We start from the raw sequence: 12,217 nt of genomic DNA on the forward strand, positions 1-12,217 counted from the left end.
ATGGTTTCCTGAAGAGAATTCTCGTCGGAGGCTGAGCCATTGAAATTCAGGACCTTTCTCGGGTGGGCCGTGCTCGCCACGGTGCTGATCGTGCAGCGACCGCTCACGTCTACCAACCTTTGGTGGCACCTTTCGCGCGGTCGTGAGGTTGCCAGCGGGAGCTGGACGCCAAGCCAGGTGCTATTAACCCTGGACCACAGTTGCGAAGCCGACTGGTTGAGCGGCGTGCCGTTCTACTTCGGCTGGACCCTGGGCGGGGTGCATTTCCTCGCGATGGTCCCTCTGGCCGCATGCGCCGTGATGCTAGTCCTGCTTAAGGGCAGTCTTTCCCACTGCAGGAACCTCTTTACGGCGGCCATGTTTCTGCCGCTTTTCCTGTGGTCCGCGCGAGGAGACCTGCAGCCTGTCCCTGCCGTTTTCGATCTTGTCTTTCTGGTATTCCTTTGGCTGCTAAGCAGTCGCTGGAAATCCAAACGGACGTTCGTCACGCTGATTTTCCTGACCTTCGTCCCCTGGAGTAATCTGGGACCTCGGCCAATCGTTGGACTGCTGTGGTTGATGTGTTGCGATTGGCGACGTGTCACTGATCCGCCTGCTGGCCCACTTGCTGTCGCATCAGACTCGGCTCCAACAGCATCGGCCTCTCACCAAACTCGTCGCTGGGTGATTCAGATTTTCGCAGCCGCTGTTGTCGGCGGATCGCTGACTCCGCGAGGACTTTTCACGTGGAGCGACGCCTGTGTTCTGCTATCCCCCACATCGTTTGTCAGCGTCGGCGAATACAGCGAGACATCGTGGCCAGGATTGTTTTCAAACCAGCCATGGACTGCCGCCGAATGGGCGTTCGTCCTTTTGTGGACCTTATGGGCTGGAAACCGGTTCCTGTGCAGGCAACAGCCTCCAGAGGCATCTGATGTGGACCGGCGGCCGCTGGCGCTGCGTCGCTATGTGGGATGCTGTGTGCCGTTAGTGCTGGTGATCCTTTCTCGCAGTAACCTTGCGATCTGTGGCTTGTGGATCTGTCTTGATGCACTCAGCGCCACCGCCCGCGGCCCAAAAGAATCGCTCAACTGGCGTTTTTCAGGGAAACCGATACTTCTTCCAGCGGCCTTCGTAGTGGCCTTAGCGGCTATGATTGTCGATGCGAACGGTCGGGCACTGGCGTCCTATGGCCGACTGGGTTGGGGAATCTCGCAGGAGCTTGATCCGCGCCTTTTGGACATTTCGCTACGTCCCGACAAAGACGAGCCGGTGATCGGCTGGGCGGCCGACGGACGTTCCACCGGCATCGCCGCATGGCGTTATCCCGAAATGCAGTTGTGTGATCATCCTCAGCGAGCGTTGCTCGGAGGACGAGTCCGGGAACATTCGATGTTGATTGAAGATCTTCAGGGCGATCATCGAGCTCGCTACCGGCGCGACGACGGCACGTGGGGTGGCTGGGTGCAGAGACTGGCAGACTGGAAGGTGCAGCTCATGCTCGTTCCCGTTGAGATGCAACAGTTGAATCGAGACCTACAGAAAATTACCTGGCGGCCACTTGATCTGGATTCACCAACGGTGCCGTATGTCTCCACGGACGACCTTCGCTATTCCGATGCGATTTTGGCGACAATGCAACAGGAATGGTTTGTGGAATCAGGTCCCTGGCAACCAACAGCAGAGATCTACTCCGGACAGGACTGGCGGTTCGACATCATCGGTGAAATTGGCGGCACCCCGGACCCGATACCTGCGATACGTCAAGCTCAGCGCTTTCGGGCAACCGGTATTCCGGTTGCGGCACTTCGAGCGCTCTTGCCGATACGCCACCATAACCATCACCCGGCCTTGATTGACGAGTTCAGAAAGTGCCAACTGGCCTTGGCGGACCAGGAATGGACAACATTCGGGCGGACGACGTTGTTTCGAAGGCTCATCGCAGAACGATTAAACCTGAAGCCTCAAATTCCCAACGGCATTGACGGTGAGACCACCGAGGATGCGACAGCACCATCAACAGACGTCTGGGACAAATGTATCAAGCGATACATTGCCGGCGAGTTGACCGAAGCCATTCACGTATTGCAGGGTGGTACGCCGCAAGAGTACTTTGCAGCAGCGATGCTGTGGCTTGAGCTTGGAGAAACTTCACAAGCGTTAGCTGCCCTACAGCCTCTGCTGTCCGATCAACGGGATTTGAATCTGGCGATTGCTGCAAAGTTTTGGTCTGAACAAATGGCTCTGGATCAGGGACAATGACCCCGATTTTTCCTGACTGTAGTTCCGTATGAATGAGATTCCTGCCAAACGTGTTTGGACCACCATAGCAACGTCAATTATTGCGTTGCTGGGAGCGTTCGCAGTGTGGGCGTCGTTTAGCCACGAATTCACCACGCCGCCTCGCCCCGTGGTGCTCAGCCGACACTCGACAAATTCGCAGCACCGGTGCGCTGAATGTCATTCAGATATTACCGACCAATTCGCACAGGCACCGCATTCCCGAACGTTAAGCAGGGCGACCGCGCCGGAGAATCAGGAAGCATTCGTCGGACGAACATTCCACAACGACCTGACAGACGTGTCCTATCACTACGAAGCCGGTAAAGACGGGATTGACATAATCACGGACGCCTATTCACGCAAGGTTTCGGCTAAGTGGATCTTCGGATCAGGGACACACGCTCGCACACCGTTGATTACATGGACCGACCGCGACGGGAAGACTGCTGGAATCGAACACAGCGTTAGTTCGTATCCATCCGGCGAACTGGGGCTTACGCTGGGTGCCGAAGACCAGAAAGAAACAAGCGGAATCTACTGCCTGGGAGCCGTGCGAGGGCCGGCCGAAACGGTCAACTGCTTCGGCTGCCATTCGACTCATCTACCCGTTGAAGACGGACGCCTTGCGATGGACAGGATCGTACCGAACATCGGATGCGCCCGATGCCATTGGAACACGACAGAGCATGTTCATGAAATGGATGCTGATCTACCCACGACTATCGAACGTTTCTCTGAACTTACCCCGGAACAGTCAGTCGATCGATGTGGGGAGTGCCATCGACGGACGGAGGAAATGGGAGCTGAGGTTTCCCCCGAAGACAAATCGCTGGGCCGTTTCGCGCCGGTGGGGCTCACACAAAGCCCATGCTTCCAACAGCAGGGCAGCGTCACACTATCATCTGGCGCACAGGCCCGCCTGGATTGCACCAGCTGCCACAACCCGCACGGTCCGACGTCCCACGACTGGCGGGATCACGCCGCGGTCTGTTTGGATTGCCATGATGGGGCTCATGATCGAGCGGCCAACTGCCCGAAGGCCGCGCGAACAGACAACTGCCTTACGTGCCATATGCCCTCGGTCCCGGCAAACAAGCATCTGCATTTCACCGATCATTGGATCCGTATCCGAGACACGGAACCGACTCCGGAAAACCAGTGAGATCCAGGCCGAAACCATCAACAGCCCCCCCCATACATGAGAGCAGTTTCCCTTTTGGTGTGGCCGGTTGGGCCTCGCGGGAAACAGGCTTCATCGTCCGAGACGCCTGTTCCGCGGCCACAAGTCAATGAGTTTCGCTGTAGCCGGCACTGTCAACTCGTTTCACCATCGGGATACACGCGAGTGAAATACCTCTTGGCGAATGATATTGACTGATTCGCTCACCGGTGAAGCCGCATTTGCGATAGAAGGCGGCCGCGTTAAGCGTTGAATCCAGAGACAGGTTTTCCAATCCGCAACGCGCAGCAATCTCCTGCAAGTGTCGCATCATTGCGGTGCCGATGCCGTGGCCCATTAAATCGGGGGACACGAACACACCATCAATGTGGCCAGTAAGACAATCGATCACGCCCGTGCCGACAATGGCACGGGCCACAACCGCGACATGCCATTTGTCGACGACGGATTGAACAAACCGCTCGGTTGGAACACCATCGGTCCAAATTGCGACGTCCTTATCCGAGTAGTACCCAGCACACTGGGCGCGTATCGATGCGTTGCGAATTTCCCAGATCGAAACCGCGTCTTTGGCAACGGCTTTACGAATCGTGACTTCCATTTCCGGTGCCAGTTTTTGCCTCGCGCATCACAGCGGACGCACGATCGAAATTGGTCGCAGGTAATCGTTCAGCGTATCTGGTGAAACCACGCCGCCACCCATGCCACTCTTGCCGACACCGGCATACGGGACACCGTGCACGATGACGTTGTGAGCGTTGATCCAGCCGTTGCCTGATTCAAACGCTTCGGCCACGCGAGCACATCGCACGAGGTCACGTGACCAGACGCTGTTGCCGAGTCCGTATTCCGTGTTGTTCGCCAGGCGAATGCCTTCTTCTTCGTTGGCGAATGGAGCCAGATACGCGACCGGGCCGAAGATCTCTTCGCGAGCGGCAATGTTGTCCAGCGAACCAGCCATCAACGCTGGCTTCACGTAATAGCCGTTCTTGCCCGCAACCTTGGCGGCTCCACCTTCAAGTACCAGTTCAGCTCCTTCGGCCACACCCTTTTCCAAATACCCGAGAACTCGGTCACGCTGCTTGGTGTTCACGAGAGGTCCCATTTGAGTCCCCGCGTCAAGCTGATAGCCAATGCTGACGGCCTTCATTCGATCGGCACATTCGCCGACGAATTTGTCGTAGATGTCCTTGTGGATCAGCCAACGCGTCGCATCACAACATACCTGCCCGCTGTGAAACGTAATCGCTCCGACCAGTTTTTCGGCCGTTTCTTCGATGTCCACATCATCGAACACAACCGCCGCTCCTTTGCCGCCGAGTTCGCATTTGATTGGCGTCAGATTCCGACCACTGGCTTCCGCCACCATGCGGCCAACTTCCGGCGATCCAGTGAAACTCATGCGACGAAACTTCGGGTTGTTGGCGATCGCCGCGCCCGCTGTTTCGCCGATGCCCGTCGTGACGTTCAACACGCCCGCCGGAAGCAGATCCAGTTCCTGCACAACCTTGCACAAGTACAACGCAGACAGCGGCGTGTCTTCGGCCGGTTTCAGAACGCATGTATTACCAGCGGCAAGTGCGGGAGCCAGCCCCCACCCTGTTAGCAGAAAGGGGAAGTTCCACGGAACGATAAATCCGCACGCGCCCCACGGGTGACGAGCGATCCAGGCTTCGTGGCCTTTGACGCCGATCACGCTGCGGTAATTGACCTGCTGCGCGAGGTCAGCGAAGTAGCGGAACGTGTCGATGAAATTTTGCACGTCGGCTTCGGCCTGAGCGAACACTTTGCCGCAGTCCAGCGATTCAATCTGCGAAAACTGAGCCTTGCGAGCTTCGACGGCATCGGCGAGTCGGTGCAAAGCAGCGCTGCGTTCGTTGACTGGCATTTTCGCCCAACCGCTGCCTTCGAACGCATTCACCGCCGCGTCAACCGCGCGATCGACATCGTCTTTCTGAAGGCTGGCGACGGTTGTGATTTTCTGCCCCGTGCCCGGATCGACAACGTCAAACGTTTGGCCACCGGATGCGTCAATCCATTCTCCATTGACGAAGGCTTTCAGCGACGGCGAATCCAAAAATGCGGCAACTTCGGGAAGCAGGTCTGAAGTGGGTGCAATGGTGGTAGACATTTGAGTTCCTTAAACGTGGCCGTGAATGGGGCGAGTATGCCGTTCGTGGCGAACAGCGTTCCTCAAAATAAGATACGATTTCGCATCTACAATTCCAAGCCGGTACGGCCCGGCGGGCGATTAGCCTGGCCGATTGAGTCGCGAGACAACCGCACCGTGTTTTTACCGCCAATCGCGGCATGCGTGTCAGCATTGTTCCCGTTGGCTGCTGGCCGCGTTCCATGGCGACGGTGCCCACGCCGACACGACGGCCGGACGGGCAAATCGGAGAGGGTGAACATGGAGACAGAGAATGCGACGGCCGAGCTCCCGGCGTCGGCGGCAGCAGCGAATCCAAGACGACCACCGTGGACGGTGACACCACAACCACCATTTATGCGTTCACAAGCACCGTCTCGCCGGCAACCGCCAGCGAGGCCAGGCAAAGGGAACATGGCTGACGGCAACTCGGCTTCTGGTGGCGAGTCCGAGACACCAAAGCCGAACGAATTCGGTTCGCGGTTCACGGCGTCGTCCGCAATCACCGTCACCATCACCACCTCAATTTGCCTCACTTTTCCGTTTCGTACAGACTAGTCTTGAGGAGATAGTCTATGTGGGAAATGGGGTTCTCGTTGAACGACCGATCCACGAAATTCTCGTTTCTAAGCACGCTCAGGCGATTCCTCATACCAGCTTCTATACCCCAGACTCCCTTTTCACCAGGTACGGCTACTCCGATGATGGTTGCATCAATGCCCTCTTGTTTGATGACGCCCTTGAATTCGTCCAGCCGTGCCTCTTTTACCGAAGCAATGATTTGCCAGTCGCCCCAGAATAGAAAGAGATTCTTCGGGTCCAGGTCATGTTGGGTAGCTTCCCTGTGCACACAGTCTGGTATCTGCGAATCATCCAGCCACAACTCGATCCCAACATTTGAACGCTCAATAATATTCCAAAGTGAACCCATAACTCCATCAGAGTTATCCGTTGCTGAGCTTAACACTCTTGCTCTCCGAAGTATCTGCATTTGGCGGATTTGTGGCTCAGGCCTTACAACGGCGTCGCGTTCAGCGCTACTCAAAAGGTCTATATTACCCAGTCGCGATGCTTTCAGATAGCTCGCTATAAAGTAACCGTTGCGTCCGATCGACACTATCTTGTCACCGGGTTGACATGTGCTTCTGCCAACCTGTTCAGACTGCGGGATCGTGCCAATAGCTGTCCCATGACAAGCAAAGCGAGGAGCAACGCGAATGTTCCCTCCAGCGTTTTTAAGTGAAAACGCCGTGCACGCTGCATCGAGGCCCTCAAAGTACTCTTCGAATTCTTTGACCGGCATGTCCGCCGGTGCCTCAACAGATGTAGTTAGTGCTACGGGACTGGCTCCAGCCGCAGCGAGATCACTGGCGTTTGCAAGAACAGTGTACCAACCCCAAGTTCGATATGACTCATAACCAAGTGCCCATGCGAGTGGCTTGGGGCCTACGTCTGTCGTAACAACGAGTTTCTGTTCTGCTGAGTCGAGGCTCAGAAATGCACAATCGTCGCCCAACTCCATGCCTGCAGAACCTCGTCGCAAGATTGGCAAGACAAGCTCATTCAAGAGTCTGAATTCGCCCCAATCTCGCAATGTGTCATGCTCGCGATTATTCATGGTGTGGGAGAACTTTCTCAGAAATGTATCTGGCCAACTGAAGGACGTGAAGTTGCGTCGAGATATGGGAGTAGAAATCATCGCTATGTTTAAGCAGCCCCATGGCCACAATGAACATTGGAATGATGTACTCGTTATCCCAATTCGTGTCGGTGGGAAAGGCTTTTTTCGCACGACTCCGCACCTGAGAGATGAGTTGAACGCGGTGTCGTAGTCCTTCGGTTTCGAATTCCGGTTCGTGATCGTCGAATCCTAACCAGTCGGACAGCTTCAGAATCTCTGAATATGGCATTGCCGAGGCTAACGTCACGTACCTCAAATTACATTCCATGAGCACGAAGTCTTTTGCGATGTGGGCATCTCCATCGGCCCACCCGAAGTCAATGATTCGAGGGCCATCCTGCGCAAACACGATGTTCTTGGGGTGTAGGTCGCCATGGACGCCTCCACAGTACATTCTGATCTCAATTGCAGAGATACGTTTGAGGACACGAAATGGATTCGGCCAGTCGATCCCAAACATCTGCGTGGTTTTTACCGTTGCGTCGCCCCAGCAAGACCGCCAGTGATTTGACCAGTCTGCCGTGTCGATTTTTCGCAGATACCGATTGTACTCTCCGAATACGCTCTTCAAGGATGGCCCAGCCGTTCCACCTCGATGATGGAGTGGCCACAGATAGTCAAAAGCCTTATCCAGCGCATTGGAAATCTCGTCAACGGCTTTCGAATTGTTTGTCAAACCCTTCCAAACATCGTCGATTCGAAGGTTCAACGTTTGCTGGTAGGCTTCGACTCCCCAAATGCCACCTGCGGATGCGAATGGAGACCAAAGGACCGTAAACGGCTGAGAGTCCCCGTGTTTGTGGCAGACAAGTGGCGTGGCAAAACCGCAAGGCGACAAAGCGATGTAGTTTGAGACTGACTGGTAATCGTCATACTCTTTATGGCACGAATCGCGTTCACGCGTTGGCTTGGCAAACTTCACAATCAACGGATGAGACGGCCATCTTTCCCCACTTGGACGAAAGTAGGCGACGAATACTGATGCGCTACTTTTTCCTTCATCAGCACCCAAGCGGTTTAATGGAACCAAACGCAACACGACGTCATTCTTGTCAACTCCTTCGATAGTTGGCCAAATCAGTTTGCGCAGGTTGTCGTCAGAAGTGCCATTACCGGTCAATTGATCGAGCAGTGCGGACGCTGACTGTCGCACGCTCTTTTCTGCGTCGGAGCTGAGAACGTCAAACTCAATGTCTTTCATGCCATCACTCACTTCTTACGCTGCTCGCTGGCACTCTGAAAAATCGAAATAGACGCGAATTCCTCAAACAAGGCTGGACCAAACGGAGTAGGAAGACTCTCGTAAACGCTATTGGCGAGACGCGTCTTGCCGCTTGCAGCCTCCACATTTGCGAGTAGCAGGTGACATATGGGCAGGCCTGCACGCAATCGGACTGGATTCGGGTTGTGAGAAGTGATCTCGAAAGTCAGCTCGCAGGAAGCATCTTTGCCAAATCCCGGAGAGACAAGATGCGAGTCGGAGGTAACCGAGATCCCAAACCGAGATATATGAGAAAGTGTCGTAATGACTCCCAAAAGTCCATCGGTAAGGCCGATCCGTTCGTGAGAATTGACGAGCAGCAGTTCTCCTCTGTTAACAGTGATTTCAGAAAAAGTCTCGATGGGACCAAGCACGCTTTCGCTGCAGTTGTTAGACCACACGTCGATCGCCTTATCCGATTTGGCCCATCGACGAACTTTATGCCCCAGCCGTAAAACGTAACTGACTGGCTTAAGTAATTCACGATCGAACGGCTCAATCAGAAGTGCAGACTCAGACCGCTTCGCTGTGATCTGCTCTGCATTAAGAAACACCTGAAAACCTCAATTCTTTGTAAGCGGATTGAAGGTCGTGTTCTGGCGAATCGTATTCACGCCAATCCCACGGTCGTTGAACGTCAAATATCTCGGCCAGCTTGCGCCGAACATATTGGGAACCAATGTTGTGCGTAGACAGTGATTGCTCCCCAATTGACGAGATTTTGCCAAGGGTGTCACGAATTAAGATGTAATTCCCGCCGTCTCGGTGGAATGCCCAAGCGTCAAGGAGAGACTCGTGCGTGTGATGGCCAAACGGAAAAAGCAAAGGAGCTGAAAGGGAATCGGGTAACGGAACGAAATGAACATGGCAGTGATATATTCCGCATCCAGCCCCGCTACACGCTCTCGCCCCGTGTTCAAATAAGAGGTAGTGTTCCGGCGCTCCACAACCATTCCACAATCGCTCAACAACAGCAGAGAAATCATCAAGCTCGGCGGAGTTAAGGTCAGCAAATCGTTCAACATGCCGATGCGGCAGTATCAGGAAACTGTTTGGGAAAAGCTGTCCAATGGTCGGCCAAACAACTAACGCACCGGATTCGAGAGCCGTCCGATCCAAAAATTCGGGACCATATATTTTTCGAAACCGCGAGTCTGAAGCTCCGGACAGTTCCTCGCAGAACTCGCACGAATCTGAGTTGATGTTTAGCGCTTCCACTTTTCCTATCCTTGCCTCAAGTCTGCAGAACTGGTTCCGAGGCGACTGATTGTCGCGATGTGTCGACGGAAACCAGAAACGAATTGTACCCAATTCCGTCATCACCTGCGACGTTGATCGCTGGGTAGCTGTGTGGTGACCAAGTCATTTGGCAGGAAAGAAATGCTTCGATTTTCTTGCGCACCGTCACGGCCACTGGCAATCTGGCCACGCTCTGCCGCTTCTGTCAAAGCCCGCGTTCAGCGGTTGTGTTCTTTCGAAAGTGGAGCGACCCAAATGCTTGCCGTTCTCGAAGATGGACGTTGCCGAAACATTAATGGGCAGAGCCCGAGCTGTGAACTTTGCGGCTTGGTGAATGTTCACAGAATGGCAAAGACAACCGACAAACCGAAGCAGGGTCGCACCGGTTTTCCAACCAATGACGTGCAGCGGTGAAAGCAAGGAAGTCAGGCGGGAGCCTGACCTACGGCTACTGAGGGTGACTGTCCACCGCTTCATCATGCACAGGCTGACCTACGTTGACTTATACGGCCGACGCCTCCTGACGCACGGTCGAAGGTCGGACTTCTTCCTGGCGTTTCAGCCAGTTGCGGCCGACTGGCGTGTCGTTGTAAGCCTTCCGAAGAGCTGCCAGCGCGTTTCGTTCTTCGGGCGACAGGCATGGGTGCCATGCGTTAAAGAACAGCACGATGCGAAGTTCGTCGCTGTCGTTCCAGACGTCGTGGACGAACGAATCGTCGAACACCAGAATTTTGCCTTCCTGCCATTCAACCTTTTCGCCGCCCACCTGTAGCCCGCAACCTTGTGGAACAAACAGAGGCAAGTGGCATCGCAGAATTCCGTTAAGCGGCCCCACGTGCGGCGGGATATGAGCATGAGGATTTAGAGCAGACAGCATCGTCAGCTCGCCTTCTTCGTACTGGAGCATGTCGTCCGCAATTTTCGCCAACGCGGGCGCTCGTTCGCAGTTCGATTTTTGGCGGCGGCCGTTCACGTAGAAAATAAACGTGTTCCACCCGTCGACGAAGTTTTCAAAGTCGGTACGGAACATCCCAAATTCGTCGCGGTGCACGTTCAGCAGTTCCGCGACTTCCTGGCGAGCCGCTGCGAAGCTGGCTTCCAGTTGAGGCGTCCATTCGAAGTTGGCCGGATCGTAGAATCGGTTTGGCGGAATGCCTGGCACGAAGTACTGCGGCTGCTGCAGTGGATGAGTGAATTCAGTCGCCTGCCACTTGCCCTGACGGAAGAATGGATCCAGAAACGCGCCGCGATAAAACATGGCCTCCAGGCAGTTGCGAAATTTCAGCTCACGGCAACCGTTGCGAAACGTGGGATGAGCGTCCAGAGCGGCCGCGGCCAGAGCAAGTCGCCGAGCTTCAGCGTACGTGAATGTCCAAACCAGCTGCGACCACGCTTTGGCCATCGGATGACTGTGATGGCGACCGAAGAATCCCCAGCTTCGATGCAGCAACCAAACGGCGATGGCAAAAAAACGATGGTTAAACGACACAACGCGCGCCACCATTCGGCGAACGATTGCGGGAAACACGAATGGCGAACCGTCAATACCGTATTCGTCGTGAGACGCTTTCAGCAGGTCTTCGATTGTCGTTTCGTCAGCAGACATGCGGTGGTCAAGAGAGTCAGGTTTCGAGCGAATTCGTGTGCATTTTGCGGCGAAGCAATGGCAACCGCCAATGAAAAAATGCGGGCTGCCTTTCGAATCGGTCGGAGTCCCGCGGCTGCACTGTTAAAAAATGGTCCGAAAGAATCTAAGCTGCCGCCTCGAACGTCCCAAACAGCGTCTGACGAACGCAGACTATGATTCCTCAAAGCCGGCAGCACAATTCATGAAGGTACTGATCACCGAACACGAAATCCGCGATCGTGTGACCGAATTGGGGCAGACGCTAAGCGAAACGTACGCGGGACGTCCACTCACGATTCTGGGTGTGCTGACCGGCAGCATCGTGCTGCTGGCAGACCTGATTCGAGCGACCTCGGTGCCGTTGCGAGTCGCCCTCATTCAGGCGGCAAGTTACGGCGGTACGCGGACAACGGCTGGTGAGCTGACAATTAACAGTGCTCTTGTCCCCGACCTTCGCGGTCGCGACGTAGTCATTCTGGACGACATCTTCGACACCGGCAACACGATGGTCGGAATGCTGGAAGCGGTGCAGGAATTTGAGCCCCAGAGTATTCGGTCGGCCGTGTTGTTGTGGAAGACGGATCGCACTGTCGTGGATGTCGAACCGGATATCTACGGGTTTAAGATTCCCGATGAGTTTGTGGTCGGATACGGTCTGGACTACAACGACGAATATCGCCATCTGCCATATATCGGTGTGATGGAAGAGGAAGACTTGAAACACGCGAGCGGGAATTAAACCGAGGTCCTCGCACGGCTGGGAAACTTCTAGCGCCTGATCTGCAACCAGGGCTGGATGTTTCGATCAGGATTGAATA

11 protein-coding genes are annotated in these 12,217 nt (G+C 55.0%); 3 read left to right on the plus strand and 8 right to left on the minus strand.

Translation table 11 applies throughout. The annotated features are described in order from the left end of the window. Nucleotides 1–39 precede the first annotated feature (39 nt). The gene (locus Fuma_RS20155; RefSeq protein WP_145944271.1) at nt 40–2,241 is read left to right on the plus strand and encodes a hypothetical protein; all 2,202 of its coding nucleotides are present in this window, start codon (nt 40–42) and stop codon (nt 2,239–2,241) included. A 28-nt stretch (nt 2,242–2,269) separates the two neighbouring features. After that, nucleotides 2,270–3,424 (plus strand): multiheme c-type cytochrome, encoded by a 1,155-nt coding sequence (locus Fuma_RS20160; protein ID WP_077025702.1) that lies wholly within the window; start codon nt 2,270–2,272, stop codon nt 3,422–3,424. Nucleotides 3,425–3,548: 124 nt separating this feature from the next. Here Fuma_RS20160 and Fuma_RS20165 read toward each other — a convergent pair whose 3' ends face one another. The 8 genes from Fuma_RS20165 to Fuma_RS20205 all read right to left on the minus strand — a co-directional run bounded on the left by Fuma_RS20165 (nt 3,549) and on the right by Fuma_RS20205 (nt 11,378). Next, nucleotides 3,549–4,043 carry a GNAT family N-acetyltransferase gene (locus tag Fuma_RS20165; RefSeq protein ID WP_077025703.1) on the minus strand — a complete coding sequence of 165 codons (495 nt, stop codon included), beginning with the start codon at nt 4,041–4,043 and terminating at the stop codon, nt 3,549–3,551. A gap of 27 nt (nt 4,044–4,070) precedes the next feature. Continuing rightward, nucleotides 4,071–5,573, minus strand: a complete 1,503-nt coding sequence (locus Fuma_RS20170; protein WP_077025704.1) for an aldehyde dehydrogenase family protein — start codon at nt 5,571–5,573, stop codon at nt 4,071–4,073. A gap of 86 nt (nt 5,574–5,659) precedes the next feature. Then, nucleotides 5,660–6,127 (minus strand): hypothetical protein, encoded by a 468-nt coding sequence (locus tag Fuma_RS34885; RefSeq protein WP_145944272.1) that lies wholly within the window; start codon nt 6,125–6,127, stop codon nt 5,660–5,662. Then, nucleotides 6,124–7,209, minus strand: a complete 1,086-nt coding sequence (locus tag Fuma_RS20180; protein WP_077025706.1) for a thiamine-phosphate kinase — start codon at nt 7,207–7,209, stop codon at nt 6,124–6,126. Before Fuma_RS20180 ends, Fuma_RS34885 begins: the two co-directional genes overlap by 4 nt. Then, entirely contained in the window at nt 7,202–8,473 is a 1,272-nt protein-coding gene (locus Fuma_RS20185; RefSeq protein WP_145944273.1) for a hypothetical protein, read from the minus strand. Before Fuma_RS20185 ends, Fuma_RS20180 begins: the two co-directional genes overlap by 8 nt. Nucleotides 8,474–8,481: 8 nt before the next feature. After that, nucleotides 8,482–9,087, minus strand: coding sequence for a dCTP deaminase (locus Fuma_RS20190; RefSeq protein ID WP_077025708.1), 606 nt, complete (start codon nt 9,085–9,087; stop codon nt 8,482–8,484). Then, nucleotides 9,077–9,751, minus strand: coding sequence for an HIT family protein (locus Fuma_RS34890; protein WP_145944274.1), 675 nt, complete (start codon nt 9,749–9,751; stop codon nt 9,077–9,079). Before Fuma_RS34890 ends, Fuma_RS20190 begins: the two co-directional genes overlap by 11 nt. A 523-nt stretch (nt 9,752–10,274) precedes the next feature. Next, on the minus strand, nt 10,275–11,378 hold the full coding sequence (locus Fuma_RS20205) for an aspartyl/asparaginyl beta-hydroxylase domain-containing protein (protein WP_077025711.1): 1,104 nt from the start codon (nt 11,376–11,378) through the stop codon (nt 10,275–10,277). A gap of 223 nt (nt 11,379–11,601) precedes the next feature. Here Fuma_RS20205 and hpt point away from each other — a divergent pair, with 223 nt between their 5' ends. Further along, nucleotides 11,602–12,138 (plus strand): hypoxanthine phosphoribosyltransferase, encoded by a 537-nt coding sequence (gene hpt, locus Fuma_RS20210; RefSeq protein WP_077028444.1) that lies wholly within the window; start codon nt 11,602–11,604, stop codon nt 12,136–12,138. The last annotated feature ends 79 nt before the right edge of the window (nt 12,139–12,217 follow it).

Origin of the sequence: Fuerstiella marisgermanici (genome assembly GCF_001983935.1) — a bacterium.
In the GTDB taxonomy this organism is placed as follows: Bacteria; Planctomycetota; Planctomycetia; order Planctomycetales; family Planctomycetaceae; genus Fuerstiella; species Fuerstiella marisgermanici.

Excerpts from the sequence above, each read along its gene's own strand:
- Fuma_RS20160 (WP_077025702.1), top strand. The coding sequence starts at position 2,270 with ATGAATGAGATTCCTGCCAAACGTGTTTGGACCACCATAGCAACGTCA.
- Fuma_RS20165 (WP_077025703.1), bottom strand. The coding sequence starts at position 4,043 with ATGGAAGTCACGATTCGTAAAGCCGTTGCCAAAGACGCGGTTTCGATC.
- Fuma_RS20170 (WP_077025704.1), bottom strand. The coding sequence starts at position 5,573 with ATGTCTACCACCATTGCACCCACTTCAGACCTGCTTCCCGAAGTTGCC.
- Fuma_RS20180 (WP_077025706.1), bottom strand. The coding sequence starts at position 7,209 with ATGAATAATCGCGAGCATGACACATTGCGAGATTGGGGCGAATTCAGA.
- Fuma_RS20185 (WP_145944273.1), bottom strand. The coding sequence starts at position 8,473 with ATGAAAGACATTGAGTTTGACGTTCTCAGCTCCGACGCAGAAAAGAGC.
- Fuma_RS20205 (WP_077025711.1), bottom strand. The coding sequence starts at position 11,378 with ATGTCTGCTGACGAAACGACAATCGAAGACCTGCTGAAAGCGTCTCAC.
- hpt (WP_077028444.1), top strand. The coding sequence starts at position 11,602 with ATGAAGGTACTGATCACCGAACACGAAATCCGCGATCGTGTGACCGAA.